The organism is Simplicispira metamorpha (assembly GCF_004341365.1).
GTDB lineage: Bacteria > Pseudomonadota > Gammaproteobacteria > Burkholderiales > Burkholderiaceae_C > Simplicispira > Simplicispira metamorpha.
The window spans coordinates 19,389-45,132 of sequence record NZ_SLXH01000029.1; the positions used below are offsets into that span (position 1 = coordinate 19,389).

Annotated in this window: 23 protein-coding genes; 14 read left to right on the plus strand and 9 right to left on the minus strand. The window is 65.0% G+C overall.

Translation table 11 applies throughout. From position 1 onward, the window contains the following. The first annotated feature begins 181 nt into the window (after positions 1–181). The 4 genes from EV674_RS14350 to EV674_RS14365 are packed head-to-tail and all read left to right on the plus strand — an operon-like array spanning position 182 to position 8,857. Positions 182–2,368, plus strand: coding sequence for a putative bifunctional diguanylate cyclase/phosphodiesterase (locus tag EV674_RS14350; protein ID WP_243647385.1), 2,187 nt, complete (start codon positions 182–184; stop codon positions 2,366–2,368). A 48-nt stretch (positions 2,369–2,416) separates the two neighbouring features. Then, a complete protein-coding gene (locus EV674_RS14355) occupies positions 2,417–7,321 on the plus strand; it encodes a response regulator (protein WP_119014225.1) in 4,905 nt (1,634 codons plus the stop codon). Positions 7,322–7,367: 46 nt separating this feature from the next. Beyond that, on the plus strand, positions 7,368–8,501 hold the full coding sequence (locus EV674_RS14360) for a response regulator (protein WP_119014203.1): 1,134 nt from the start codon (positions 7,368–7,370) through the stop codon (positions 8,499–8,501). A 53-nt stretch (positions 8,502–8,554) separates the two neighbouring features. Continuing rightward, on the plus strand, positions 8,555–8,857 hold the full coding sequence (locus EV674_RS14365; RefSeq protein WP_132750464.1) for a hypothetical protein: 303 nt from the start codon (positions 8,555–8,557) through the stop codon (positions 8,855–8,857). 31 nt (positions 8,858–8,888) lie between these two features. On the opposite strand, the gene EV674_RS14370 is transcribed toward EV674_RS14365, so the two are convergent. Continuing rightward, a complete protein-coding gene (locus EV674_RS14370; RefSeq protein ID WP_119014201.1) occupies positions 8,889–9,836 on the minus strand; it encodes an inositol monophosphatase family protein in 948 nt (315 codons plus the stop codon). Positions 9,837–9,988: 152 nt separating this feature from the next. Between EV674_RS14370 and EV674_RS14375 the strand changes: the two genes are divergently transcribed. From EV674_RS14375 to EV674_RS14385, 3 genes are all read left to right on the plus strand, one after another. Beyond that, positions 9,989–10,810, plus strand: coding sequence for an RNA methyltransferase (locus EV674_RS14375; protein WP_119014200.1), 822 nt, complete (start codon positions 9,989–9,991; stop codon positions 10,808–10,810). A 33-nt stretch (positions 10,811–10,843) separates the two neighbouring features. Continuing rightward, entirely contained in the window at positions 10,844–11,617 is a 774-nt protein-coding gene (gene cysE, locus EV674_RS14380; RefSeq protein ID WP_119014199.1) for a serine O-acetyltransferase, read from the plus strand. An 88-nt stretch (positions 11,618–11,705) separates the two neighbouring features. After that, the gene (locus EV674_RS14385; RefSeq protein ID WP_119014198.1) at positions 11,706–12,365 is read left to right on the plus strand and encodes a nitroreductase; all 660 of its coding nucleotides are present in this window, start codon (positions 11,706–11,708) and stop codon (positions 12,363–12,365) included. A gap of 143 nt (positions 12,366–12,508) precedes the next feature. Here the strand turns inward: EV674_RS14385 and mog are convergent, their stop codons facing one another. Continuing rightward, positions 12,509–13,102 (minus strand): molybdopterin adenylyltransferase, encoded by a 594-nt coding sequence (gene mog / locus EV674_RS14390; RefSeq protein WP_119014197.1) that lies wholly within the window; start codon positions 13,100–13,102, stop codon positions 12,509–12,511. Beyond that, on the minus strand, positions 13,089–13,757 hold the full coding sequence (gene yjgA / locus EV674_RS14395) for a ribosome biogenesis factor YjgA (protein WP_119014196.1): 669 nt from the start codon (positions 13,755–13,757) through the stop codon (positions 13,089–13,091). The genes mog and yjgA overlap by 14 nt, the downstream gene beginning before the upstream one ends. A gap of 119 nt (positions 13,758–13,876) precedes the next feature. Here yjgA and pmbA point away from each other — a divergent pair, with 119 nt between their 5' ends. From pmbA to EV674_RS14410, 3 genes are all read left to right on the plus strand, one after another. Continuing rightward, the gene (gene pmbA, locus EV674_RS14400) at positions 13,877–15,331 is read left to right on the plus strand and encodes a metalloprotease PmbA (RefSeq protein ID WP_119014195.1); all 1,455 of its coding nucleotides are present in this window, start codon (positions 13,877–13,879) and stop codon (positions 15,329–15,331) included. Between the two features lie 210 nt (positions 15,332–15,541). After that, a complete protein-coding gene (locus EV674_RS14405) occupies positions 15,542–15,799 on the plus strand; it encodes a phage tail protein (protein WP_119014194.1) in 258 nt (85 codons plus the stop codon). Between the two features lie 178 nt (positions 15,800–15,977). Then, positions 15,978–16,883: an NHL repeat-containing protein gene (locus EV674_RS14410; protein ID WP_157983704.1), complete on the plus strand. Its 906-nt coding sequence runs from the start codon at positions 15,978–15,980 to the stop codon at positions 16,881–16,883. A gap of 75 nt (positions 16,884–16,958) precedes the next feature. Here the strand turns inward: EV674_RS14410 and EV674_RS14415 are convergent, their stop codons facing one another. From EV674_RS14415 to EV674_RS14425, 3 genes are all read right to left on the minus strand, one after another. Beyond that, a complete protein-coding gene (locus EV674_RS14415) occupies positions 16,959–17,405 on the minus strand; it encodes a GatB/YqeY domain-containing protein (protein WP_119014224.1) in 447 nt (148 codons plus the stop codon). A 201-nt stretch (positions 17,406–17,606) separates the two neighbouring features. Then, positions 17,607–17,819 (minus strand): 30S ribosomal protein S21, encoded by a 213-nt coding sequence (rpsU, locus tag EV674_RS14420; RefSeq protein WP_005799779.1) that lies wholly within the window; start codon positions 17,817–17,819, stop codon positions 17,607–17,609. Positions 17,820–17,971: 152 nt separating this feature from the next. Beyond that, positions 17,972–19,213 (minus strand): BaiN/RdsA family NAD(P)/FAD-dependent oxidoreductase, encoded by a 1,242-nt coding sequence (locus EV674_RS14425; protein WP_193552708.1) that lies wholly within the window; start codon positions 19,211–19,213, stop codon positions 17,972–17,974. A 73-nt stretch (positions 19,214–19,286) separates the two neighbouring features. Here EV674_RS14425 and EV674_RS14430 point away from each other — a divergent pair, with 73 nt between their 5' ends. Further along, complete coding sequence (locus tag EV674_RS14430) at positions 19,287–19,799, plus strand: acyl-CoA thioesterase (RefSeq protein ID WP_119014222.1); 513 nt, start codon at positions 19,287–19,289, stop codon at positions 19,797–19,799. 140 nt (positions 19,800–19,939) lie between these two features. Here EV674_RS14430 and cobA read toward each other — a convergent pair whose 3' ends face one another. From cobA to EV674_RS17450, 3 genes are all read right to left on the minus strand, one after another. Continuing rightward, entirely contained in the window at positions 19,940–20,758 is an 819-nt protein-coding gene (cobA, locus tag EV674_RS14435) for a uroporphyrinogen-III C-methyltransferase (RefSeq protein WP_119014192.1), read from the minus strand. A gap of 124 nt (positions 20,759–20,882) precedes the next feature. After that, entirely contained in the window at positions 20,883–21,815 is a 933-nt protein-coding gene (ybiB, locus tag EV674_RS14440; protein ID WP_119014191.1) for a DNA-binding protein YbiB, read from the minus strand. Positions 21,816–21,935: 120 nt separating this feature from the next. Then, positions 21,936–22,223 carry a DUF4148 domain-containing protein gene (locus EV674_RS17450; protein WP_157983703.1) on the minus strand — a complete coding sequence of 96 codons (288 nt, stop codon included), beginning with the start codon at positions 22,221–22,223 and terminating at the stop codon, positions 21,936–21,938. Positions 22,224–22,530: 307 nt separating this feature from the next. On the opposite strand from EV674_RS17450, the gene EV674_RS14450 reads away from it, so the two are divergent. The 3 genes from EV674_RS14450 to EV674_RS14460 all read left to right on the plus strand — a co-directional run bounded on the left by EV674_RS14450 (position 22,531) and on the right by EV674_RS14460 (position 25,681). Continuing rightward, complete coding sequence (locus EV674_RS14450; protein WP_119014189.1) at positions 22,531–22,974, plus strand: CBS domain-containing protein; 444 nt, start codon at positions 22,531–22,533, stop codon at positions 22,972–22,974. A 25-nt stretch (positions 22,975–22,999) separates the two neighbouring features. After that, complete coding sequence (tsaD, locus tag EV674_RS14455; RefSeq protein ID WP_119014188.1) at positions 23,000–24,055, plus strand: tRNA (adenosine(37)-N6)-threonylcarbamoyltransferase complex transferase subunit TsaD; 1,056 nt, start codon at positions 23,000–23,002, stop codon at positions 24,053–24,055. Positions 24,056–24,169: 114 nt separating this feature from the next. Continuing rightward, positions 24,170–25,681 carry an efflux transporter outer membrane subunit gene (locus EV674_RS14460; RefSeq protein ID WP_241524994.1) on the plus strand — a complete coding sequence of 504 codons (1,512 nt, stop codon included), beginning with the start codon at positions 24,170–24,172 and terminating at the stop codon, positions 25,679–25,681. The last annotated feature ends 63 nt before the right edge of the window (positions 25,682–25,744 follow it).

Genomic DNA, 25,744 nt, shown 5'->3' on the forward strand with positions numbered 1-25,744 from the left:
ATGAGGCGTGGACTGTAGCAGTGGGCTTTTTTTGCGGGGGAAATCTCTATTTTTTTGTTACTTCTTGACATACTATGGTTGCATTGCCCGCGTTGCAGCGTCCATTTTTGCAAGAGGTTTCAAAGCCATCGTGACTCCGTCTGACCTGAATGCAGGCCCTTTCCCCTTCGGTGATCGTGCGTTGTCCGCTGCGGATATGGCACGTCCGGCGTCTGTGTTGAACGGCGATGGACTCAGCGTGCAGGAGCTGCGCGAGGCGTTGGCGCAGACGCAGCACGCGCTGGCTGCCGCGCAGCGCCAGTTGTGTGAGCAGGCGCAGATTTTTCAGGCCATGGAAGGGCTGGCGTGCGCCGGGTACTGGTGGCGCCACGCTGGTGCGCAGGCCATGGCAGCGCAGTGTTCGCCAGGCCTGTGCCACATTGCCGGCCTGCCCGTACAGGAGTCGCTGAGTTTTGGGCAGGATGGCTGTGGCATCTTGCCGGAGGACTTGCCCGCTTTTCTGGCTGCGCGTGAGCGCATGGACGGCACCGAACTGGAATGCCGCTGGCGCCGCCCCGATGGCCAGGTGCGCTGGTTGCGCATGCAGGTGCGCAGTTTGGGCGGGGTGGATGGAAACCCCGTGGAGTTGGGCGTGGTGCTGGACGTGACCGACGAGCACCTGGCCACCAGCCAACTGCGCGAGCAGCTGGGTTTTATCCAGCGCATTGCCAGCCGCATTCCGGGGTTCATCTACCAGTACCGCATCCACCCCGATGGCACTGCCAGCCTTCCTTACGTCAGCGATGCGGTGCACGACCTGATGGGCCTGCGCCCTGACATCAAGAATGAGCTGAGTGCATTGCAGCAGCAGGTTCACCCCCAGGATATGGACATGTTGCGCAGTGCCATTGATCAATCGGCCTGCGATTTGCACCCCTGGCAGCGCGAATACCGCGTACTGTCCGACGATGGCAGTGTGCGCTGGCACATGACCAGCGCGGTGCCGCAGGCGGAGGCCGATGGTGGTTTGCTGCTGCATGGTTACACCATCGACATCACCAAGCGCAAGCAGACCGAACAGGAAATTGAGCGACTCGCTTTTTACGATGCACTGACTGGCCTGCCCAACCGCCGTTTGCTGCTGGAGCGCCTGCAACATGCCATGTCGGTGTGTTTGCGCCACCAACGCCACGGTGCCCTGCTGTTCATTGACCTGGACAACTTCAAAGACCTCAATGACACCTTGGGTCACGACGTGGGCGACCTGCTGCTGACCCAGGTGGCCGCGCGCCTGGTGCAGACGGTGCGCGAGGTGGATACGGTGGCGCGCTTTGGTGGTGACGAGTTCGTCGTCATGCTGGACGGTCTGTCCAGCGGGCTGGCCCAGGCCGTGGTAGAGGCCGAGTTCGTGGCAGACAAACTGCTGGCGGCCCTCAACATTCCCTATGCGCTGGCTGGTCAGCCCCACTACAGCACCCCCAGCATCGGTATTGCGCTGTTTGGGCAGGAGCGCCACAGCGTTGATGAACTGCTCAAGCGCGCTGACCTGGCCATGTACCAGGCCAAGGCAGCGGGGCGCAATACGCAGCGGTTTTTTGATCCGGCCATGCAGGCCGCCTTGCTGGCGCGCGCCAGTCTGGAGGCCGATTTGCGCCAGGGCCTGGCAGGCAACGAGCTGTTTGTTCACTACCAGCCGGTGGTGGATGCCCGTGGCCGCGTGCAGGGGGCCGAAGCATTGGCGCGTTGGCGCCATCCCGTGCGGGGGTTTATCAGCCCTGCCGAATTCATTCCGCTGGCCGAGCAGACCGGCCTGATCCTGCCGCTGGGGCGGCACATCCTCCAAGTGGCCTGCGCGCAGCTGGTGCGCTGGGCACGCGACCCACAGGCCGCCCACCTGAGCCTGGCCGTGAATGTGAGTGCGCGCCAGTTTCGCCAGCCCGGCTTTGTCGCCGAGGTGTTGCAAACCCTGCAAGCCAGCGGTGCCAACCCGCGCCGACTCAAAATAGAGCTGACCGAAAGCATGCTGCTGGGCGACCTGGAATGCACGATTGAGCGCATGGGGCAGCTCAAACGCCATGGCGTGGGCTTTGCCCTGGACGACTTTGGCACCGGCTATTCCAGCCTGAGCTACCTCAAGCGCCTGCCGCTGGACCAGGTGAAGATTGACCAGAGCTTTGTGCGCGATGTGCTCACCGACCCCAATGACGCCGCTATCGTGCGCACCATCTTGGCGCTGGCGCAAAGCCTGGATTTGGCGGTGGTGGCCGAGGGGGTGGAGACCACCGGCCAGCTCGGATTTTTGCGTTTGCACGGCTGTGAGCAGTTTCAGGGTTACCTGTTTGGTCGGCCTGGTTCTGCGGAGGACATGGATGTTCTGCTGCACGCCTGAGTGCTCGCCTGTGCAGGTGGCTGTGCCAATGGGTGTTTTGGCGTGCTGATGCGCAAGGACTCAGAGCCGCGCGACCTCAGTGTGCGGGGCGTCGCCATGGTGCTGCTGGTGTCGCTTTTGGGCGCAGTGCTGGCGGTGTACCTGGCGCGCGACCAGCGTCTGCACGAGCGCCATACCGCACGCGCACAGGTGCTGGAACTGGCGGTCCATGCGCTAGCTGTGCAGACCCCCCAGGGGTTGGTCAAAGACAAGTTGCTCAACATGGCTGCCGACGAGCCCGTGCTCAAACTGCTGGTGCAGGGGTTGCTGTCTGTCGATGAGCCCGCCGTGGCAGTGATGCTGTCTGCGGCACGGGCACGTTTTGCCGCTGAAAGCATCCATGTGCTGGATGCGCAAGGCCGCATCCTGGCGCAGGATGCGGAAGGTGCCCAGGTGTTTGATGGCAGTGCGCCTTTTTTGCGGCGCCTGGAGTTGGCGGCGCGCACGCACCTGACGGTGCAGGCCGCTGTGGGTACACACAGCCACGAGCGCGGTTTGTATGTGGCTGCGCCGGTGCGCGCCGACCATGCGCTGGCCGCACCGATGCTGGGAACCGTGGTGCTGCGACTGTCCCTGGCGCCGCTGGATGCGCTGATCGCCCAGGTCGGCAGTCCTTTGTTGCTGCTGTCGCCCCAGGGCGTGGCGGTGGCTGCCACGCGCCCGGAGTGGCTTTATGCCGTGGCGCCGCCCCTGACGCAAAGTCGCATCGATGCCATTGGTGCGCTGGCCCAGTTTGGCCGCTCGTTTGACAACGGCGTGGCTTCAGCGCTGCCGTTTTCGCCCACGGCCACCGAAGTGCTGCTCGACGGCCTGGCACACACCGTGCAACAGCGTGATCTGGATTGGGGTGATCCCGCCGGTGCCTGGACTTTGGTGATGCTCGACAACATCAGCCAGGTGCTGGCGCCTGCGGACAGCCTGCGTTATGGCGCTGCGGCCTTTGCACTGCTGGTTGTTCCGGGATTTTTGCTGTTGGCGCTGCTTTCGGGTCGCCAGCGCATGGCCGCCACACTGGAGCGCCTGGGTGTGCTGGGCGCTGCCCTGGAAAACAGCCCGCTGGCCGTCGTGGTGACCGATGCCCGGGGCGTGATCGACTGGGTGAACCCCGAGTTTGAGCGCAATACCGGCTATAGCTTGCAAGAAGTGCGTGGGTGCAAGCCCTCGATGCTGTCCAGCGGGCAGACGCCAGCGCACACGTACCACGACATGTGGGCCACCCTGGTGGCGGGGAGGCCCTGGAAAGGGCATTTCACCAACTGCCGCCGCGATGGCACGCAATACCACGATGAGTCCACCATCCTGCCCGTGCTGAACCGCCAGGGGGTGTGTATTGCCCTGGTTGGCTTGCACCAGGATGTGACCGAGCGCTTGCGCGAGCAGCAAGAGCTGCGCGCCAGCGAGTCCCGTCTTCAGGAGCTGCTTGAAGAGCAAAACGCTATTTTTGACAACGCTCCCCCTGTGCTGTTGGTCTGTGATGGCGCCATGCGCAAGTTCAATCCGGCTTTTGCTGCTCTGGTGGGTCTGGGATCAGCGCAGGCAGCGGGCCAGCGCACCAGCGTGCTCTTTGGCAGTCTGGAGCAGCACGCTGCGTTCTCTGCACAGGTGGAGCCGTTGTTCGACAGTGGCCAGCCGGTGCGCCTGGACTGGACGCTGCAACGCCTGAACGGCAGCAGTTTTGAGGCGCGCCTGTCCGGACGCCGTGTCCACATCCAGGGCTGTAGCCGCGCAGCGATCTGGGTGATTGACGATGTCACCGAAGCCCGATGCGTTGAGGTGGCCATGCGCCAGGCCCGTGAACGCCTGGAACTGGCCCAGGAGGCGGGCAAGATCGGTGTCTTCGATATTGACCTGCGCAGCGCGCGCGCCCTCTGGACGCAAAAGCTGGCCGACAAAGACGGCATCAGTGAACGCGTGTTTGACGACTGGCGCGCCACCTGGTTGCGCCGCCTTGCTCCCGAAGACAGCGTGGGCGCACTGGCACGCATGGACGCTGCACTGGCGGGCCAGCAAACCGATTTCCGCGACACCTGGCGCATGGAGCGCACGCAAGGCGGGCTGCGCTGGTTTTTGTGTGCGGCCCGTATTTTCCGCAATGCCGATGGCGTGGCCGAGCGCATGGTGGGCGTGAACGTGGACATCCAGGAGCAAAAAGAGCTGCAAGAGCGTGTGGCCGCCCAGGTGCTGTTCCAGCAGGTGCTGATCGACACCATTCCCATGCCGGTGTTTTACAAAGATGCGCAGGGTCGCTACCTGGGCTTCAACCGGGCCTATGCCCAGGTGTTCGGATTGCAGCCCGGGGACTTGCTGGGCCAGACCGTGCTGGAGCGCCCCCAACTGCCTGAAGTCGAACGTGTGCAGTTCCAGGCCGACGTGGAGGCCGCCCTGCACAGTGGGGGCGCGCCCATACACCGTGAAGTGGCCATGCCGTATGCCGACGGGCAGATACACCACACGCTGTATTGGTTGCAGGGCTTTGGCCGCCCTGATGGCAGCCTGGGGGGCGTGATTGGTGTGCTGGTGGACATCACCGAGCGCCAGCGCGCCGAGCAGGCTTTGCGCCGCGCCAAAGAGCTGGCAGAAGAAACCACCGTGCTCAAGTCCAACTTCCTGGCCAACATGAGCCACGAGATTCGCACGCCGATGAACGCCATCATCGGCATGTCCCATCTGGCGCTGCAGTCAGGGCTGACGCAGCGCCAGCACGACTACGTCAGCAAGATCGACCAGGCTGGTCGCCACCTGATGGGTGTGATCAACGACATCCTCGACGTCTCTCGCATTGAGGCGGGCAAGCTGCGCGTCGATTTGCAACCGTTTGTGCTAGACCAGGTGCTGGCGGGGGTGGTGGATGTGGTGGGCCACAAGGCATCGGTTCAGGGGTTGGAGCTGATTTGCGATGTGGCCCCGGACGTGCCCACCAATCTGGTGGGTGATGCGCTGCGCCTGGGGCAGATTTTGATCAACTATGCCAACAACGCCATCAAGTTCACCGAGCGTGGCGAGATCGGCATCGCCGTGCGGGTGCAAGAACAAGACGTAGCGCAGGTGGTGCTGCGCTTTGAGGTGCGCGATACCGGCATCGGCCTGACGCCCGCACAGATGGCGCAGTTGTTCCAGAGCTTTCAGCAGGCCGATGCCTCCACCACCCGCAAATACGGTGGCACGGGGCTGGGCCTGGCCATCAGCAAGAGCCTGGCCGAACTCATGGGGGGCAGCGTGGGCGTATCCAGCCAGGTGGGGAAGGGCTCGACCTTCTGGTTGACGGTGCCGCTGGCACGGGGTGCACCGGCGCGTGTGCTGCTGCCACCGCCTGATCTGCGCGGACGCCGTGTGCTGGTGGTGGACGACAACCCCAACGCGGCTACGGTACTGGCTGAGATGCTGCAGTCCATGGGCTTTGTGGTGGAGCAAGCGCATTCGGGTGCATTGGCGCTGGCCGTGCTGCGCCGTGCCAGTGCCGCCGGGCAGCCGTTTTCCCTGGTCTTGCTGGACTGGCAAATGCCCGAAATGGACGGGCTGGAGCTGGCGCGTCGCATGGGCGGCCTGGGCCTGGCCGAACTGCCGCGCCTGGTTCTGGTGACTGCCTTTGGCCGTGAGGACGTGATGCGCTCTGCCCAGGTGCAGGGCATTGCCGATGTGCTGATCAAACCGGTGGGCGCCTCTGTCCTGTTCGATACCCTGGTGCAGGCGCTGGCCAGCGATGCCGCCTTGGCCCTGCCCAGTGCGCCCGCCCGTGCGCAGGTGGTGGCTGCGCCGGCATTGCATGGTGCGCGTGTGTTGTTGGTAGAGGACAACGCGCTCAACCAGCAGGTGGCCCAGGAGCTGTTGCAGGCAGCGGGCGTGCAGGTGGATTTGGCCAGTGACGGCCACATGGCCGTGCAGCAGGTGCAGCGCCAGTCTTACGACCTGGTGCTGATGGACATGCAGATGCCGGTCATGGACGGGCTGGAGGCCACGCGCCAGCTGCGCGCCGATCCCCGCTTTGCCACCTTGCCCATCGTCGCCATGACCGCCAATGCGCTGGAGGCCGACCGCCAGCGTTGCCTGGACGCCGGCATGAACGAGCACCTGGCCAAGCCCATAGAGCCTGCCCGGTTGTGGCAGGCGCTACAGCACTGGATTGCACCGCGCCCAGGCTACACCCACGGGCAAGGGGCTGATCTGCCCAGCGCCCTGGCGGTTGCCTCCGTGGACAGCGCGCTGCCGCCGCCTATCCCTGGGCTGGACATGGCCCAAGGCCTGCGCCACGCCATGGGGCGCCCCGCGCTGTATGCCGACATGCTGCACCGGTTTGTGCAAAACCAGGCGCACACCGCCGCCACCATCGCGCAGGCCTGGGCGGGGAGCGACATGGCGTTGGCCTTGCGCCAGGCGCACACCTTGCGCGGTCTGGCCGCCACCATAGGCGCAGCAGCGCTGCAAGAAAGCGCTGCCCAGCTAGAAGATGCCCTGCGCGCGGCAGCGGACAGCGGTGCCTCCGCAGCAGATATCGCCCCCTTGCTGGCACAGCTGCAAGAACGCAGCGATGCCTTGGTGCAGCCACTGGCCGCCTGGCATGCCCGCACCGCCGTGGCCGCAGATCCGCCCGCAACCACCGCCACCAGCGCCGCCGCCGATGCAGCCGCACCAGGCGATGCGCGCGCAGCCTTGCAGCACTTGCGCAGCCTGCTGCAACAGGACGACCCCGAAGCACTGGAACACCTGCGCCAGAACACCGCCCTGCTGCGCCCTGCGCTGGGCACAGCGCTGGCGGCATTGCAGGTGGCCACGGAGCACTTTGATTTCGGTACCGCCCTGGGCTTGCTCGATGGCACGGCGCCGGACAGGGCGAGTGCGGCAGTACAAGGCGCCGAACAGGGGGTGGAACCTGCCGCTGAAGCAGGCACTGAAACCAGCGCGGAACCGCAACACTGAGTCAGGCTGCGGGGCAGCAAAAAATCCAAGGACAGGGAGCCACACCATGGAACATGAATCTGTCACCTGTACGCCCGCTGGGCAGCGGGAGTTGGCGTTGCCCACTGTTCTGGTAGTGGACGATACGCCCGATAACCTTGTGCTGATGGCTGAGCTGCTCAAGGGGCGCTACCGTGTCAAGGTAGCGCCCAATGGCGAACGCGCATTGAAAATTGCACAGACTGAACCCGCCCCCGACCTGGTGCTGCTGGACATCATGATGCCCGGCATGGACGGCTACGAAGTCTGTCGCCAGCTCAAGGCGCGCGAGGCCACGCAAGGCATCCCTGTTATTTTTCTGACGGCGCGCTCCGATATGGAAGACGAGCGCTTCGGATTGGCACTGGGTGCGGTGGACTACATCACCAAGCCCGTGAGCCCGCCCATCGTGCTGGCGCGGGTGCAGACCCACCTGGCCCTGAAAGCCACCACCGATTTCTTGCGCGACAAAAGCGCCTACCTGGAGCGCGAGGTGGCGCTGCGCACCCTGGAGGTGCAGGCCATCCAGGATGTCACCATCATGGCCATGGCCTCGCTGGCCGAGACGCGCGATGACGAAACCGGCAACCACATCCGCCGCACCCAGCTCTACGTCAAAGCCCTGGCCGAGCGTTTGCGCGCGCACCCGCGCTTTGAAAGCGTGCTCAACGAACGCATGATTGAATTGCTCTACAAGTCGGTGCCATTGCACGACATCGGCAAGATCGGCATTCCTGACCGCATCCTGCTCAAGCCCGGGCCGCTGGAGCTGGAGGAGTTTGAGCGCATGAAAGAGCATGCCGCCCTGGGCCGCAAAGCCATCGAAGGGGCTGAGCGGCGCCTGGGCATGCGGGTGCGTTTTTTGAGTGTGGCCAAAGACATTGCCTACAGCCACCACGAGCGCTGGGACGGCACAGGCTACCCGGAGAACCTGGCCGGTGACGCTATCCCTGTGGCCGCGCGCCTCATGGCACTGGCCGACGTGTACGACGCCCTCATCCACCCGCGTGTGTACCGGCCTGCGGTACTGACCCATGAGCAGGCCTGCACCACCCTCGTCAAGGGCCGGGGCAGCCAGTTTGACCCCGACATCGTCGATGCTTTCATCGACATTGCCGAAGACTTTCGCCGCATTGCCCGCAATTACCCCGACCCGGTGTAACCGTGCTGCCGTAGGGGTACTGCGCAATCAGGGCTGGCCTGTGCAGCGGCTTCATGGGTACAGTTCTGGGCATGCTCACTGAAAACACCCATTTCAAAATCATTCACAGCGCTTTTCCGCGCATTGGAGACAAGCTGCAAACACTGTGGGGCAACCCGGAGTTTGGCCACTACATGAACACGCTGCTGCGCGATACACGCGACGGCGCTCGCAAGGGCTTTCCGGTCGACGTGTTTTTTGCTCTGGATGCGCTGGCTGAAGACCATTACCAGGCGTTTCCGGCCCTGCGCCCGCGCACCGACGTCTGGGCCGAAGAAAGCGGCGAACTGCTGCAAACGCAGCACAAGCTGCGTTAGGGCCGCCGCGCTGCGACTTGTGCCGCGCGGTTCAGAACGGTGCGTCTTGTGCTGGTGCCACAGGGCTGGCGCTGGCTGCGTCGGCAGCGGGCGCTGTTTCTGTGGGGGCTGCGGGGGCATCGCTGCCCTGCAACGGGGCGGCTTGGCGCAGCGCGGCCTTCTCGCCGGCACCGGCAAACTTGCTGTATTTGCCCAGAATCGGCACCAGCTGGCCGTAAATGCGTGGGCAGCCAGCCAGGCACTCTTGCTGCTCCAAAAAATCCGATTCGCCCGTGAAGTTGCCCACCAGGCCACCGGCCTCGGTCACCAGCAGCGAGCCCGCTGCCACGTCCCAGATCGACAGGCCGGTTTCAAAAAAGCCTTCGGTAAAGCCTGCTGCCACGTAAGCCAGGTCGAGCGCCGCAGCGCCGGGGCGGCGCAGGCCCGCCGTGCGGGGCATGACGTCGGCCATCATGCGCAGGTAATTCTGGAAGTTGTCGCCGGGGCGGAACGGAAAGCCGGTAGAAATCAGGCTGTCCTTGAGCTGCGTGCGCTTGCTCACGCGGATGCGGCGCTCGTTCAGGTAGGCGCCGCGCCCCTTGGTAGCGGTGAACAGGTCGTTGCGCGAGGGGTCATAGACCACCGCCTGCTCGACCTTGCCGCGCACGGCCAGCGCAATGCTGACGCAATAGACCGGAAAGCCGTGGATGAAGTTGGTGGTGCCGTCCAGCGGATCGATGACCCAGACAAACTCGGAATCCTTGGCGCCATACTCGCTGCCCGATTCTTCGGCCAGGATGCCGTGGCCGGGGTAGGCCGTCAGCAGCGTCTCGATGATGGCTTTTTCGCTGGCGTGATCGACTTCGGTGACAAAGTCGTTGATCTGCTTTTGCGAGATACGCACTGCCTCCACGTCCAGGGCCGCGCGGTTGATGAGAGCGCCGGCGGCGCGGGCAGCCTTGATGGCCACGTTGAGCATGGGGTGCAGATTGGACGACATAAATTGTGATGTGAGCGCGCCCGCACGGTAGCAGGCAGGCACGCGGACCAGGAACGAGGGAAGTCGCAGCCTGGCGATGCGGGCTGCGACAATGGGGCCGCAATTTTACCCATGCCGCCGCGTCCGCGCTTTTCCTGCTTCTTCCTGCCGCCATGAAAACCCGCTTCATCCTGATCCAGACCAGCCACGCTGGCAACGTTGGCGCTGCCGCCCGCGCCCTGAAAACCATGGGCTTTGATGACCTGGTGCTGGTGGCGCCGCGCTGGCCCAATGTGCTGCGGCGTGAAGAAACCATACAGCGCGCCAGCGGTGCGCTGGACGTGCTGCACAACGCGCGCATCGTCGCCACGCTGGACGAAGCGCTCGACGGCATGAGCCACCTGTGCGCCACCGCCATGACCCCGCGCGACTTTGGGCCACCCACCTCGGCACCACGCGCGCATTTTGAATCGCTCCTGAAAAGAGAGCTGCTCGCGCCCACTGCGCAAGGGCTGGAGGCCAAAAACACTGAAAATTCTGCGCTGGGCGATGGCGCTGCCACCTCCGCAGAAACCGGCGTGGCTTTCCTGTTTGGCTGCGAGCGTTTCGGCATGGCCAATGAAGACGTGTACCGCTGCCACGTGGCGCTGCAAATTCCTACCAACCCCGGTTTTGGCTCGCTCAACCTGGCAGCGGCCATCCAGGTGATTGCCTACGAATGGCGCCAGGCGCTGGGCGGTTTTGCACTGCCGGATGCGGCCCCGGTGGCCCCCGCGCCCGCCGTGGTGCGCGCCGATGCCGCCCAGGTCGCGGGCATGCTGGCGCATTGGGAGCAGGCGCTGGTGCAGATTGGTTTTCTCGACCCGGCGGCGCCGAAAAAACTCATGCCACGCCTGAACCAGCTGTTCAACCGCGCGCAATTGCAGACCGAAGAAATCCACATCCTGCGCGGTGTTGCCAAAGCCATGATCGAGGCGGCGCAGGCAAAGCACTAAACTGCTTTTCCTTTTGCACTGCTGTTTCGCCCCATGTTCACCCGCCTGCGCTCCGACATCCAGTGCATCCTTGAGCGCGACCCCGCCGCCCGCAGCAGCTGGGAGGTGCTCACCTGCTATCCCGGCCTGCACGCCCTGGTGCTGCACCGGCGCGCCCACTGGTGCTGGACGCACGGCTTCAAATGGCTGGGGCGCTTTATCTCGCACACCTCGCGCTGGCTCACCGGCATTGAAATACACCCCGGCGCCAAAATTGCCCCCTGCGTGTTCATCGACCACGGCATGGGCGTGGTGATTGGCGAAACCGCCGAAATCGGCCCCGGCTGCACCATCTACCACGGCGTTACGTTGGGTGGCACCTCGCTGTACAAGGGCGCCAAGCGCCACCCCACGCTGGGCAGCAACGTCATCGTGGGCGCGGGCGCCAAGGTGCTGGGCGGCTTCACGGTGGGCGATGGCGCCAAGGTGGGCAGCAACGCCGTCGTCACCAAACCCGTGCCGGCGGGCGCCACCGCCGTGGGCAACCCGGCGCGCATCATCCAGGCCGAGTCCGACGCGCGGCGCGAGGAGGCAGCCTCCAAAATGGGCTTCTCTGCCTACGGCGTGACGCAAAACGACGACCCGCTCTCGCAGGCCCTGCGCGGCCTGATTGACAGCGCGGGGGCGCAGGAGCACCAGATTGCGCTCTTGTGGCAGGCCATTGAAAAGCTCTCCTCCACGCCCCAGCCTGGCAACTGTGTGCCCGGCGACGCCGCCCGCCACGAAAACTTTGCCGCCGACAAGTTCAACGCCCTGATCGACAAGTAGAGCGGCCAGCGGTAGCGCCCGCGACAGGCCCGTGCCGCTGCTGCCCCTACCATTTCCAGCCCCGTCAAACCTTCTGGAGACCGTACCGATGGATGTGTTCCACGCCTTGCAGCAGCGCCGCTCTGTGCGCGCCTTTTTGCCCCAGGCCCCCAGCGCCGATACCGTGCGCGCGCTCATGGAGGGCGCTGCGCGCGCTGCCTCGGGCGGCAACCTGCAACCCTGGCGCGTGCTGGCTTTGACTGGCGAACCCCTGGCGCAGACGCTGCAAGCCGTTGCCCAGGCGCAGCCCGAGGCGTATGCCAACAGCCTGTCGTACCCGCCCGATCTGTGGGAGCCCTACCGCACGCGCCGCTTTGCCAATGGCGAAGACCTCTACCGCAGCATCGGCATTCCGCGCGATGACAAAGCCGCGCGGCTGGAACAGCTGGGCAAAAACGCCGAGTTCTTTGGCGCCCCCGTGGGCTTGTTCATTTGCGTCGACCAGCGCATGGGCCTGCCGCAGTGGATGGATTTGGGCATTTACCTGCAATCGCTGATGCTGCTGGCCGTGGAAAACGGCCTGGCCACCTGCGCCCAGGGCTTCTGGCGCCGCTACGACGGCGCCCTGGCCGCCCACCTGGGCCTGCCCGCCAACTACAGCGTGGCCGTGGGTGTGGCGCTGGGCTTTGAGGACACGCAAGCGCCCATCAACACCTTGCAGGCCAGCCGCGCGCCCTTTGAAGAATGGGCCGAACTGCGCGGTTTCTGATCGCCTGCGCGCACCCACAAAAAAAGAGGGCTACTTTGCAGTAGCCCTCTTTTTTACTCCTGATTTGGTAGCTGCTAGCGCTTATTCTGTGGGCGCTGAGGCCTGATTTGGCTGTTATTTTTCTGGGAACTGCACGCCAAGGCTCAGGTGCGCGCCGGGCGCTGCGCCTGCTTGGGCCGGAAGGCCTTGCACACGGCCTCGTGCGTTTCCAGGTACGGCCCGCCAATCAGGTCGATGCAGTAGGGCACGGCGGCAAAAATGCCCGGCACCAGCTGCGCGCCGTCGGCGCTTTTGAGGCCCTCCAGCGTCTCGGCAATCGCCTTGGGCTGGCCGGGCAGGTTGACGATCAGGCACTGGTCGCGGATGACGGCCACCTGGCGCGAGAGGATGGCCGTGGGCACAAACTTCAGGCTGATCTGGCGCATCTGTTCGCCAAAACCAGGCATCTCTTTGTGTGCCACGGCCAGCGTGGCTTCGGGCGTCACGTCGCGCAGGGCCGGGCCGGTGCCGCCTGTGGTCAGCACCAGGCTGCAACCGGCAGCCACCAGTTCGAGCAGCGTGGCGCTGATGGTGGCTTGCTCGTCGGCAATCAGCCGCGCCTCGAAGGTGATGGGGTTGTGCAGCGCGCGTGTGAGCCAGTCTTGCAGCGCGGGCAGGCCCTGGTCGGCATAAATACCGCTGCTGGCGCGGTCGCTGACCGAGACGATGCCGATCTTGACGGCCTCAAACATCGCCATCCTCCTGCGGCGCCTCGTTGCCATCGGCATCGTCAGGGCCACCCAACTGGGTGCGCACCAGCACAAACAGCTCACGGTAGGCGCGGCCCTTGCGCGGTGCCAGCCCTTGCGACTGGGCCACGGTGGCATCGTGTGCGCCGGGGGCGTCTTTGCGCGCCTGGCGGATCAGCGCGCGCAGCTGCTGGATGTCGGTGCCGGGGTGGTGGGCAATCCATTCGGCCTGGGCGCTGTCCTCGGCGATGAGGCGGTCGCGCCACTGCTCGGCCAGGTGCAGCGCCAGCTTGTCGGCGGCCGAGCCGCTGCGCTGCTCTTGCAGGGCGGTGCGCACGGCGGCCACGGTGTCGTCATCGAGCTTGCGCATGAGCTTGCCCACGTACTGCATCTGGCGGCGCTTGCCTTCAAAGTTGGTGATGCGCCGCGCCTCGGCCAGCGCCTCGACCAGTTTGTCGGGCAGGCCGATGCGGGCGAACAGGTCAGCGCGCAGGCTCAAAAGCTCTTTGCCCAGGTCTTGCAGTTCGTCGCTTTCGCGCTTGAGGTCGGTGCGGCTCGCATCGGGCGTGCCTTTGAGTTCGGCTTTGAGCGCGATGTCCATTTCGCTGCCTTCGGCAACAAACTGGCCGCGCACAAAGTAGCCTTTTTTGGGTTTGCGTGACATGGTGAAATCCGGGAGGTGAGGGCGTTTGGGAGGCGTGTGGCGGCCACGGGGGCAGGGCCCAACGCCAGCGCCCCCGCTCGTACAGAGCTGGGGGCGCGCGCAAGTATCATAGCCGCGCCATGAAATCAACACGCCCTGCCGCACTCCGCACCCGCCGCGCCGCTCCAGCGACCGCACCTTCCCCCCAGCATCCCGAGCGCGTGAGTGCCGCTGACAGCGGTTTCAGCTACAGCCGCGCGTTCTTTGAAGACCTCGTCGATAGCGCCCTGGCCCACGCCAAAAAAGTGGGCGCCACCGATGCCGGTGCCGAAGCCTCCGAGGGCTGCGGCCTGTCGGTGAACGTGCGCAAGGGCGAGCTCGAAACTGTGGAGCGCAACCGCGACAAGTCCCTGGGCATCACCGTGTACCTGGGCCACCGGCGCGGCAATGCCAGCACGTCAGACTTCTCGCCCGCCGCCATTGAGCGCACCGTGCAGGCGGCCTACGACATCGCCCGCTTCACCGCCGAAGACCCGGTGGCCGGTTTGCCCGCCGAGGCCGACATCGCCCCGCCCGAGTCCCACCGCGATCTGGATTTGTTCCACCCCTGGGCCTTGACCAGCGAAGAGGCCGCGCGCATCGCCATCGAGTGCGAGGCCGCCGCCTTTGCCACGCACAAACGCATCACCAACAGCGAAGGCGCGGGCGTGTCGGCGCAGCAAAGCCATTTTTTCAGCGCGCACACGCACGGCTTTCGCGGTGGCTATGCCACCTCGCGGCACAGCCTGTCGGTGGCGCCCATTGCCGCCTTGCCAGGCCGCAACGCCGACATGCAGCGCGATGCCTGGTACAGCTCGCAGCGCAGTGCCACGGAGCTGGCATCGCCCGCCGCCGTGGGCCGCTACGCTGCCCAGCGCGCCCTGAGCCGCCTGGGCGCACGCAAAATCGCCACCACCGAATGCCCGGTGCTGTTTGAGTCCAATCTGGCCGCCGGGCTGCTGGGCGGTTTTGTGCAGGCCGTCAGTGGCGGTGCGCTCTACCGCAAGAGCACGTTCTTGCTCGACTCGCTGGGCAAGCAGGTTTTTCCCAAGCACATCGACATCCTGGAAGACCCGTTCATCCTGCGCGGCAAGGGCAGCTCGCCGTTTGACGAAGAAGGCGTGCGCGTGGCCGCGCGCAAGGTGGTGGATGCGGGCCGCGTCGAGGGCTATTTCCTCAGCAGCTACTCGGCGCGCAAGCTGGGCATGCGCACCACGGGCAACGCAGGCGGCTCGCACAACCTGGTGCTGACCTCGCGGCGCACCAAGGCCGGGGACGACCTCACGGCCATGCTGAAGAAGCTGGGCACGGGCCTGTTCGTGATCGAGCTGATGGGCCAGGGCGTGAACTACGTCACCGGCGACTATTCGCGCGGCGCCAGCGGCTTTTGGGTAGAGAACGGCGAGATCGCCTTTCCGGTGCATGAAATCACCATCGCCGGCAACCTGCGCGACATGCTCAAAGGCATTGAAGCCGTGGGTGCCGATGCCTACAACCACGGCGCCAAAACCGTGGGCTCGCTGCTCATTAACCGGATGAAGGTGGCAGGCAGTTGATGCTTTACGCCAAATAGACCTGGGCCCCTGAAGAACAGGGGCCTTTTTTCTGCCCGACAAATTTTGCTTGACGATCCTTGCTGGCCCCAAGTAAAAAGCTTTAGCACGGGCGGCTTTTACACAAAATCGACGCAAGAAGTATTGGGGCTCCCGTGACTTTGGTTTTGCCACGTTTTGTGGCGCTGTATTGAAATTCACAGGAATAACATCATGGAATACTACTTGGGTGAAGTGTGTTGCTTCGCTTTTAATTTCACACCCCGTGGTTTTATGCTGTGCGATGGCAGGTTGCTGCCTATCAACCGCTATCAGGCACTGTTCGCCCTGCTGGGGCCCAACTATGGTGGTGATGGTCGCACCACTTTTGCCCTTCCCGACTTGCGTGGCAAAAGCCCTGTGGATGGCACCCAACCTGGGGGGCATTACTACATTTGCGTTTCTGGAATTTTCCCAAGCCGCGAAGATTAATAAAACCATTGACCGGCGCTTTGGGCATTTCTATTTCAATCCGATCCCATATTCAAGAAATCACTGGCATAAATGGCTGCAGGCCATATGAAATTCAGTGGCGGGTTGATTGCAGCGTGTGCTGAAAAATATGGGTGCATGCCAAGTCGTCGCTCCGGCTCACAAAGAGGATTTATTTATGCAACGCAGAGCACTACTCAGGTTGGGGGGCGCCATCTCCGTTTTGGCCAGTGCAGTCGTGACCGGCTGTGGCGGCAGTGACGGTGCCCAGACAGCCCATTTGCGCGCGGATGTGCGCAATCTGCACTACGACGACGCTGGCAATGCCATCGAATGGTCGCCAGAAAACAACTGGGTGCGTTTTTACGACAGCTCCAACCAACTGAAGTGGACTTTTGACGGCGCAGGCACCTCGGTGGGCACGCTGAACTGGCCCTCGGGTGCGGTGACTTTGGGCGAGCGCATTTACGTGGCTGACTTTGGCAACAGCCGCATCATCGTGCTCGATCGCCAGGGCGCTTTGCTGACCCAATTTGGTGAAGCCGGGCCAGACCGTGACGATTTCTCATTCGTCCACGAGCCTGTGGTGGGGCCAGACCAGTTGCTGTATTTTTGCGATCCGCTTCACCATCGGGTGCAGGTATTCGATGGCAATGGCCAGTGGCAGCGCAGCATGGGCCAATTTGGCACCGAGGGCGAGGGCCTCAATTACCCCGAGAGCATGGCTTTCGATGCCGAGGGCCTTTTGCATGTGGTGGACAGCGGCAATGGCCGGGTGGTGGTTTTCACGCGCCAGGGCGAGGTCGTTCGCACCTATGGTGCGCTGGGCAGCCAACCGGGGCAGATGCTCAACCCAGAGGGCATTGCCATTGACCGCAGCGGCTATGTGTACGTGTCCGATCGGGGGCAGCACCTGGTGCAGATTTACGACGGGCAAGGCCAGTTCAAGGAGCGCGCTGCGGTTTTCTTGTCGAATGGCACGCCTGCTGTGCCGGGTGAGATGTGCTGGCGCCCCGATGGCATGCTGCACGTCACGGCCATGCCGGATGCCTCCAAAGGCCTGATTTCCCGGCAATATCTGTAATTGGTTTTACATACAAAAATAGCTGCCAGCGCTTGCCAAGCAAGCGCGAGCAGCTATTTTTTTGATAGCTATTTCTCAGCCTGCCAGCGCAGCCTTCACGGCGGCAGACACCTGGCCCATGTCGGCCTTGCCCGCCAGGCGCGTCTTGACCACACCCATTACTTTGCCCATGTCGCCGGGGCCTTTGGCGCCCAGCTCGGCCACGATGGCCTGCACGGCGGCCTGGGTTTCTTCGGCTGACATGCGCTGGGGCAGGTAGGTTTGCAGCACGGCCATTTCGCTCTTTTCCTTGTCGGCCAGGTCGTGGCGCGCGGCTTGTTCAAAGGCGGCAATGCTGTCTTTGCGCTGCTTGACCAGCTTGTCCACGATGGCAACCACGGCGGCATCGTCCAGCACCACGCGCTCATCGACTTCTTTTTGCTTCATGGCAGCCAGCAGCAGGCGGATGGTGCCCAGGCGCTCGCTGTCTTTGGCGCGCATGGCGGTTTTCATGTCTTCGGTGATCTGATCTTTGAGGCTCATGGCGGCTTCCTTTTCGATAAGAGAGGCAAAGGGTTTGCACAAAGTCTTTCTGGCCAGGCGCAGCGCCGCAGACAGTAGTTCAACTGCGGCAAGGCGATGCAACGACGCCAGAAAGGCTTTTTGCAAACCCGAAAAACAGAAAACCCGCGCTTGGCGTCCCTAGCGCGGGTTGGGGTTCCAAGCGGGCCTGGAATCCGGTGATCAGTACATCTTCTTGGGCAGCTGCATGCTGCGCACGCGCTTGTAGTGGCGCTTGACGGCAGCAGCCTTCTTGCGCTTGCGCTCGGCGGTGGGCTTTTCGTAGAACTCGCGGGCACGCAGGTCGGTCAGCAGGCCCAGCTTTTCGATGGTGCGCTTGAAGCGGCGCAGAGCAACGTCAAAGGGTTCGTTTTCTTTTACGCGGATAGTGGTCATTAGCTAATGTTTTCCAAAATATTGCCCGCAGAGGGTCTTGGGGAGATCGGGCCTCAAGACCTTGCGCGGCGGTTGTCCCCGTCTGTAACTAGTATTTGGCCGACGGGGCGATGCCAGCAAAGCCGAGCATTATAGCGTTTGTGCCGCCGCCATCAAGCCGCAGGCGCCGCCAGCGCTTGCGCACAGGCTGCAGCGCTGGCCCAGGCCCACTGGAAGTTGTAGCCGCCCAGCCAGCCGGTCACATCGACCACCTCGCCAATGAAGTACAGCCCCGGCTGCTGCCGCGCCTCCATGGTTTGCGAGGACAGCGCGCGCGTGTCGATGCCGCCCAGCGTGACTTCGGCCTTTTTGTAGCCCTCGGTGCCGGTGGGCGTGATCTCCCAGCGGGCCAGGCGTTCGGCCAGCCGCGCCAGGGCTTTGTCGGAGGCTTCGGCGATGGGGCGCTGCCAGTCGGCGTCTTGCCCGGCCCAGGCATCGGCCAGGCGGCTGGGCACCCACTGGGCCAGCTCGTTGGCAATCAGTTTGCGCGAGCGTGCCTTGGCCTGTGCCAGCACGGCGGGCCAATCCACGCCCGGCGCCAGGTGGATGCTGAGCGGTGCGCCGTCTTGCCAGTAGCTGGAAATTTGCAGCACCGCCGGGCCCGACAGGCCCCGGTGCGTGAACAGCAGGTCTTCGTCAAACGCCATGCGGGTTTTTTTGGCCCCCGTGCTGATCTGCACCGGCAGCGCCAGCCCGGCCAGCTGCGCGTAGGGCGCCCAGGCCGCGCCGTCAAACGTGAGCGGCACCAGCCCGGGGCGGCGCTCGACCAGCGGGATGCCGAACTGCTGGGCCAGCCGATAGCCCAAATCGCTGGCGCCGATCTTGGGGATGGACAGGCCACCCGTGGCCACCACCACGCTGCGCGCCTGCACGGGGCCCCGATCGGTATCAATTTGATAGCTGCTTGCGCTCATCCCGTCTGCCCCAGAGGCCAAAAACGCTATATTTTTGACGCTGCAAGGCTGCCAGCGCTCGACCTGGCCCAGCGCGCATTCGGCCAGCAGCATGGCGATGATGTCTTCGGCAGAGCGGTCGGCAAACAGCTGGCCTTTGTGCTTTTCGTGGAAGGCAATGCCGTGCTTTTGCACCAGCGCAATGAAGTCCTGCGGCGTGTAGCGCGACAGCGCCGAGCGACAAAACTGCGGGTTCTGGCTGACAAAGTGCTTGTGCGGCGCGCTGGCGTCCAGATCGCGGTTGGTGAAGTTGCAGCGCCCGCCGCCGGAGATGCGGATTTTTTCGGCCACTTTGTCGGCGTGGTCGATGAGCAGCACTTTCAGGCCGCGCTGGCCCGCCTGGGCGGCGCAAAAAAGACCGGCAGCGCCGGCCCCGATGATGACGGTATCGAAGGAAAACATGCGCGCCAGTGTAGGCGCTGGGCCTGGGGCGGCCTGCGCTGGCGCAGCGGGGGCGATTTCTACAATGGCGCGCATGAATATTCCTTCGCACCAACTCAGCATGACCGTGCTGATGTCCCCCGATATGGCCAATTTCTCCGGCAACGTGCATGGCGGGGCCATCCTCAAGCTGCTGGACCAGGTGGCGTACTCCTGCGCCAGCCGTTTTTCTACCTGCTACGTGGTCACGCTGAGCGTGGACCAGGTGATGTTTTTGCAGCCCATCCATGTGGGCGAACTGGTGACGTTTCTGGCCAGCGTGAACTACACCGGCACCTCGTCCATGGAAGTGGGCGTGAAGGTGGTGGCCGAGGACATCCGCTCCCAGGTGGTGCGCCATGTCAACAGCTGTTTTTTCACGATGGTGGCGGTGGACGAAGACCGCAAGCCGGTGGCCGTGCCCCGGTTGCACCCCACTACCGCCGACGAAAAGCGCCGCTGGGATGCCGCCCTGCTGCGCAAGGCATTGCGCAAGGAACTGGCCCAGCGTTTTGAGCAGGTGCGCACAGCGTCCATGGCGGCGATGGTCGAGGCAGTGCCTGCCTGACGTGCGCGGGGGCGCTGCCCGAGGCCGTGCCTGCCTGGCGTGCCAAGGGGTGGCGCTACCGGCGCTGCGGCGATGAACCCCCCATGGGAGCCCGCCTGACGCACTTGGCTGGCGGGCGAAGCGGGGGGGGCGCGATGGTTTCAGGCCGTGCGCGCCTGGGCCGGTGCCTCCTGCGCCGCCGCTGCCAGTCCTTGCAACACATCGCCCACCACGATCACGCTGGGGCTGGCCAGCTGTTCACGCTCTATGGTGGTGTGCAGCGCGCCCAGCGTAGTGACGGCATGGCGCTGCGTGGGCAGGCTGGCGTTCTGGATGATGGCCACGGGCACGCTGGCGTCCAGACCCGAGAGCAATTCCTGCTGGATGTGCGCGGCGCCGCTGACGCCCATGTAAATCACCAGCGTGAGCCGCGCGTCGCGGGCGGTGGCGGCCAGCTGGCGCCAGTCGGTGCCCGCTGCCCCGGGTTTGGCGTGGCCGGTGACGAAGACCACGCCGTGGGCGTGGGCGCGGTGCGTCAGCGGCACGCCCAGCGCTGTCATGCCTGCCAGCCCGGCGGTGATGCCGTTGATGACGCGCACTTGCACGCCCTGGGCGCGCAGGTGCTCCACCTCCTCGCCGCCACGGCCAAAAATGAACGGGTCGCCGCCCTTGAGGCGCACCACCTGTTCGCCCTCGCGCACGGCGGTGAGCATGAGTTTTTCAATGAACGCCTGGGGCGTGCTTTTGCAGCCGCCGCGTTTGCCCACGTACACCACGCGCGCGCTGGGTGCGGCATGGGCGACGATGGCATCGCTCACCAGATCGTCCACCAGCAGCACGGTGGCGCTCTGGATGGCTTTGAGCGCCTTGATCGTCAGCAGCTCGGGGTCGCCCGGGCCGGCACCGACCAAGGTGCAGGTGCCTGGTGTGCTGGCGGCGGCGGTGGTCGCGGTGGAGGAGGGGGGCTGGGTCGTCGTCATGGTGGGGCAGACAAGGTGGTGCGGGGTGGTTCAAGGTGCGTGCCGCGCCGGGGGGGCGGCTGGGCGCGTGCGTGGTGGCGTAGTGGTGTGTGGGTGCGTAGGTGGCCTTGGTGCGGTTTTGCGGTCAGGCGGCGGCACCTGGCTGGCCCGGTGCGGCCCGCTGGGCCAGCCGCACGATGTGTTGCATTTGCTGCGCCAGCGCGGCGGGCACGGGCAGGCGGCCTTCCAGCACATCGCGGGTGTAGCGGGCGGTGCTGTCCACGTCAATGGCGCTGGGCAGGCCGGGCACCTCGCTGGCGGTGCCGGGCTGCTGTTCGTCCAGCAGCTGGTGCGTGCCCGCCACAAAAGCGTCGTAGCGCGGCGAGCGGCGCGGGTCGGCAGCGCTTTCGCCCTCCAGCCCGCGTGAGAGCAGTGCCGTGGTGCCCAGCAGGCCGAAGGTGGCGTGCAGCATGTCGAAGTATTCGGGGTGGGTGTAGCTGCTGACCACCACGGCGGCGCCTGCGCAGGGATTGATCAGCTTGACCAGGCTGTGGCCGGGGTTGCGCAGGCCAATCACCTCGCGCGCGGCCAGCAGCCGTGCCAGGCCGGGGTGCAGCGTGGCCGTGGTGATGTGCGCGACACAGCCACTTGCTATCTTTTCAGGAGCTTTTAGCGCAGGTGTACCAAGGGCTACAAGCACATCGGATGCCAAAACCCGCCGTGCTTCGGTGCGCATGCCGTGCAGCAGCACGGGCAACCCTTCTCGCGCCAGCAACAGCGCCAGCAGCGGCGTCAGCACCGGCAGCTTGCGCGCGCCGTTGTAGCTGGGCAGCACGACCAGCGGGCGGTCGCTAGCGGGCAGTCGGGCCAGGCGCTGGTGGGTGGCGTCGAGAAAGCCCGCCATCTCGGGGGCCGTCTCGCCCTTGATGCGCATGGCCAGGCAGAAGGCGCCGATTTCCAGATCGGTCACACCGCCGTCGAGCACCTGGCCCAGCAAATCTGCCGCCTGGGCGCGGGTGAGGGGGCGCGCCCCGCGCGGGCCGCGCCCGATTTCCTTGATGTACTGGCTGATGCCCATGGGTGTGAAGCGTGAAGAGGTTGTGCAATCGGGCTGCGATTGTCGGCCAATCTTCATAACGCGCGGCTATATGCGGGCCAGCCGTTCCAGGCAGCGCCTTTGGTGGGCGCTGGCCGTGGTTTACGGGCTGGTGTCCAGGGTGTGTGTGCGCAGGGCGGTTTCGGCTTCGGCCTGTACGGCTTCACGGCTCAAGACCGATGCGGCTGTCTGGGCCTCGTCGGGGGCGAAGTCTTTGAAATGCGGCAGCGCCTGAACGGCTTCTGCCTGTACTTCGGTCCGGCTGCGCGTCGAGACCGCATTGGCATCGAAGTTCAGGCCGTAAACATCGCCTGCGGCGGGGGTCTGGGCTTGGACGCCTACGCTGGCACAGACGGCCAGCGCGGCGCAGAGGGTGTGTGCGGTATTCATGGCAGCTTCCTTTATGGATGGTGTGCGACAAGACATTTCCGCCCCCCGACCACAGCGCCGGTGTTTCCGGCGCTGTGGTGAAGCGGTCGCTGGCGGCCACCCTGCCAAAAGGCGCTGCCAGTGCTTTTCACTGTAGGCCTGGCGCGGGCTTGGCGACACCCCGCACTGGTAAGCCAAGTGTTTCAGTATCGACACTCTGGTGTCCCCGGCTTGGGGCAAACGTGCATGTGCAGTGGCTTGCGTGGTCTGGGCAACTTGGCACACACTGTGGCGGTGCATGTGCATGTTTTTCGGGGGAGATAAGTCCATGACCACCGTTGCTGAAATTCTCAAGACCAAGGCCGATGCAGCCGTTCATTCGATTGCTCCCACGGAGTCGGTTTTTGACGCGCTCAAGCAGATGGCCGACAAGCACATCGGTGCCTTGCTGGTGATGGAGGCGGGCGCCATCGTGGGCATCATCACCGAGCGCGATTACGCCCGAAAAATCGCCCTGCTGGGGCGTACCTCTGCCGACACGCGGGTGCGCGATGTGATGACCCGTGCCGTCATGTATGTGCAGCCCACGCACTCTTGCCAGGAGTGCATGGCCCTGATGACCGAAAACCGCCTGCGCCACCTGCCCGTGGTGGACGATGCGGGCCAGTTGCTGGGCCTGGTGTCGATTGGCGATCTGGTCAAAGACATCATCTCGGAGCAAAAATTCATCATCGAGCAGCTGGAGCACTACATCACCGGCCAGCGCGGTTAGGGCGCACAGCCCTACACTGCGCGCCATGAGTTTGCTGATCCTCGGAATTGAATCTTCGTGCGACGAGACCGGCGTCGCTTTGGTGCGCAGCACGGGCGCTGACGTGCCCACGCTGCTGGCGCACGCGCTGCACAGCCAGATCGACATGCACCAGGCCTATGGCGGTGTGGTGCCCGAGCTGGCCAGCCGCGACCACATCCGCCGCGTGCTGCCACTGACCCAGGCCGTGATGGCCGAGTCGGGCCACACCCTGGCCGAGGTGGATGTGGTGGCCTACACGCGCGGCCCCGGCCTGGCCGGGGCGCTGCTGGTGGGGGCGGGCGTGGCCTGTGCGCTGGGTGCGGCGCTGGGCAAACCGGTGCTGGGCGTACACCACCTGGAAGGGCATTTGCTCTCGCCCTTTTTGAGTGCTGACCCGCCGGAGTTTCCGTTTGTGGCGCTGCTGGTGTCGGGCGGGCACACCCAACTCATGCGTGTGGATGGCGTAGGCCGCTACGAAATTCTGGGCGAAACCATTGATGACGCTGCCGGCGAGGCGTTCGACAAATCCGCCAAGCTCATGGGCCTGAGCTACCCCGGCGGGCCAGCCCTGTCGCGCCTGGCCGAACAGGGCGACCCGCTGGCCTTCAAGCTGCCGCGCCCACTGTTGCACAGCGGCAACCTCGATTTTTCTTTTGCCGGCCTGAAAACCGCCGTCATGACACAGGCCAAAAAACTGGGCGACGACCTGGAGGCGCGCAAGGCCGATCTGGCCGCCAGCACGCAGGCCGCCATCGTCGATGTGCTGGTGAAAAAATCCCTCACCGCTTTGAGAGAAACAGGCTTGCAGCGCATCGTGGTGGCCGGGGGTGTGGGCGCCAACCGCCTGCTGCGCGAGCAGCTCAATGCCGCCTGTGCCAAGCAGCGCGTGCGTGTGCATTACCCCGAGCTGCATTTGTGTACCGACAACGGCGCCATGATTGCCATGGCCGCCGCCATGCGCTTGCAGTCGGGCCAGCAGCAGGCGCGCTGCGACTATGCCTTTGATGTCAAGCCGCGCTGGCCACTGGATGCGCTGGAGGCGCAACAGGCGCCGCGCTGACCGGGTGCCGGGCCACATCCCCTGTGGCTTTACCGTGCATTCACCAAGGCGGCATGGGCGCGCTGCACACAGCCTGCACAATCAAATGCATCGCAATGGTGGGCAGCGCAATCCATGACTTTTTCTTTTTCTCCAACCCGTGCGGGCTTTCTGGCAGGCCGCAGCGCATTGGCCATGGCGGTGTTGACCGCGCTGTCGGGCTGCGCCGCGCTGGCGCCCGCACCGCAGGCAGTAGCGCCTGGTGTGGATGTGCCCGCAGCCTGGACGCAGGCGGCTGATCTGGCCCTGGCCAGCGCGTCCAATTCCGTACCCGCAGCGCAACCCGGCGCCGCCGCAGTGGCCCCATCCACAGCGCACAGCGCCTCGGTGGCTACCGCACCCCAGCCCACACCGCTGGCCCAGTGGTGGCTGCGCCTGGGCGACCCGGTGCTGGCCGATCTGGTCACACAGGCTTTGCAGGCCAATACCGATGTGCGCCAGGCCCAGGCCGCGCTGCGCCAGGCACGGGCGCAGGCCGATGTGCAGGGCGCCGCGTTGCAGCCCAGCCTGGATGCCTCGGGTTCGGCCCAGCGCCGACGCGCCAGCGGCAGCACGGGCAACAGTTTTCAGGCGGGGCTGGACGCCAGCTGGGAGCCCGATCTGTTCGGTCGCCTGCAAAGCGGTGTGGACGCCAGCGTGGCCGATGCCCGCGCTGCTGCTGCATCGCTGGCTGGGGCGCAGGTGTCGCTGGCCGCTGAAGTGGCGCTCAACTACATCACCCTGCGCAGCCAGCAAGAGCGCCTGGCCATTGCCCAGCGCAACCTGGCCAGCCAGCAAGAAACGCTGCAACTGACCGACTGGCGCGTGCAAGCCGGACTGGCCACCTCGCTGGTGCTGGAGCAGGCGCGTGCCAACACGCAACAAACAGCGGCGCAAATTCCGCAGCTGCAAGCCGCGCTGGCCCAGTCGCGCCACAGCCTGGCGGTGCTGACGGGCCAGGCGCCCGGCGCGCTGGACGCACTGCTGGCCAGCGAGCGCCCCGTGCCCCAGCCGCCGCCGGATTTGGCGCTGGCCATTCCCGCTGAAACCCTGCGCCAGCGCCCCGATGTGCGCGTGGCCGAAGAGCGCATTGCTGCCGCCCTGTCGCGGCTGGCGCAGGCCGATGCGGCGCGCTACCCCAGTTTTCGGCTGGGTGGCTCGGTGGGGCTGAGTGCGCTCACGCTGGGCGCGCTGACCAACGGCGCCTCGGTGGCGGCGGCGCTGCTGGGCAGCGTCTCGGTGCCGCTGCTCGATGGCGGCGCGGCCCGTGCCCAGGTGCGCGTGCAAGAAGCCACCCTGGAGCAGGCGCGCACCCACTACGAAGCCACTGTGCTCACTGCGCTGCAAGAGGTGGAAGATGCCCTGGTCGCCCTGCGCGGCGACCGCGAACGGCTGCTGCGCCTGCAAGAGGCTGCGCAGGCCGCTGGCAACGCCGCACTGCTGGCGCAGCACCGCTACCGCAGCGGCCTGATCGACTTCCAGTCGCTGCTGGAAACCCAGCGCACGCTGCTCTCCACCCAAGACGGCGTGGCCAGCACCGCCGCCAGTGTCGCTGCCGACCATGTGCGCCTGTACAAGGCACTGGGCGGCGGCTGGTCGCCTTTGTGATGCCACCGCTGTGCGGGCTTGCACCGCGCAGCCTCCCCCTTTCGTGCCCCTGGAACGCTTGCC

Coding starts and splice junctions, on each gene's coding strand:
- cobA (WP_119014192.1), bottom strand. CDS start 20,758: ATGACGACGACCCAGCCCCCCTCCTCCACCGCGACCACCGCCGCCGCC.
- EV674_RS14385 (WP_119014198.1), top strand. CDS start 11,706: ATGGATGTGTTCCACGCCTTGCAGCAGCGCCGCTCTGTGCGCGCCTTT.
- EV674_RS14360 (WP_119014203.1), top strand. CDS start 7,368: ATGGAACATGAATCTGTCACCTGTACGCCCGCTGGGCAGCGGGAGTTG.
- EV674_RS14370 (WP_119014201.1), bottom strand. CDS start 9,836: ATGTCGTCCAATCTGCACCCCATGCTCAACGTGGCCATCAAGGCTGCC.
- EV674_RS14415 (WP_119014224.1), bottom strand. CDS start 17,405: ATGAGCCTCAAAGATCAGATCACCGAAGACATGAAAACCGCCATGCGC.
- EV674_RS14365 (WP_132750464.1), top strand. CDS start 8,555: ATGGGTACAGTTCTGGGCATGCTCACTGAAAACACCCATTTCAAAATC.
- EV674_RS14410 (WP_157983704.1), top strand. CDS start 15,978: ATGCAACGCAGAGCACTACTCAGGTTGGGGGGCGCCATCTCCGTTTTG.
- EV674_RS14450 (WP_119014189.1), top strand. CDS start 22,531: ATGACCACCGTTGCTGAAATTCTCAAGACCAAGGCCGATGCAGCCGTT.
- ybiB (WP_119014191.1), bottom strand. CDS start 21,815: ATGGGCATCAGCCAGTACATCAAGGAAATCGGGCGCGGCCCGCGCGGG.
- EV674_RS14355 (WP_119014225.1), top strand. CDS start 2,417: ATGCGCAAGGACTCAGAGCCGCGCGACCTCAGTGTGCGGGGCGTCGCC.
- EV674_RS14425 (WP_193552708.1), bottom strand. CDS start 19,213: ATGTTTTCCTTCGATACCGTCATCATCGGGGCCGGCGCTGCCGGTCTT.
- pmbA (WP_119014195.1), top strand. CDS start 13,877: ATGAAATCAACACGCCCTGCCGCACTCCGCACCCGCCGCGCCGCTCCA.
- tsaD (WP_119014188.1), top strand. CDS start 23,000: ATGAGTTTGCTGATCCTCGGAATTGAATCTTCGTGCGACGAGACCGGC.
- yjgA (WP_119014196.1), bottom strand. CDS start 13,757: ATGTCACGCAAACCCAAAAAAGGCTACTTTGTGCGCGGCCAGTTTGTT.
- EV674_RS14460 (WP_241524994.1), top strand. CDS start 24,170: ATGACTTTTTCTTTTTCTCCAACCCGTGCGGGCTTTCTGGCAGGCCGC.
- EV674_RS14405 (WP_119014194.1), top strand. CDS start 15,542: ATGGAATACTACTTGGGTGAAGTGTGTTGCTTCGCTTTTAATTTCACA.
- EV674_RS14375 (WP_119014200.1), top strand. CDS start 9,989: ATGAAAACCCGCTTCATCCTGATCCAGACCAGCCACGCTGGCAACGTT.
- EV674_RS14430 (WP_119014222.1), top strand. CDS start 19,287: ATGAATATTCCTTCGCACCAACTCAGCATGACCGTGCTGATGTCCCCC.
- EV674_RS17450 (WP_157983703.1), bottom strand. CDS start 22,223: ATGAATACCGCACACACCCTCTGCGCCGCGCTGGCCGTCTGTGCCAGC.
- cysE (WP_119014199.1), top strand. CDS start 10,844: ATGTTCACCCGCCTGCGCTCCGACATCCAGTGCATCCTTGAGCGCGAC.
- mog (WP_119014197.1), bottom strand. CDS start 13,102: ATGGCGATGTTTGAGGCCGTCAAGATCGGCATCGTCTCGGTCAGCGAC.
- rpsU (WP_005799779.1), bottom strand. CDS start 17,819: ATGACCACTATCCGCGTAAAAGAAAACGAACCCTTTGACGTTGCTCTG.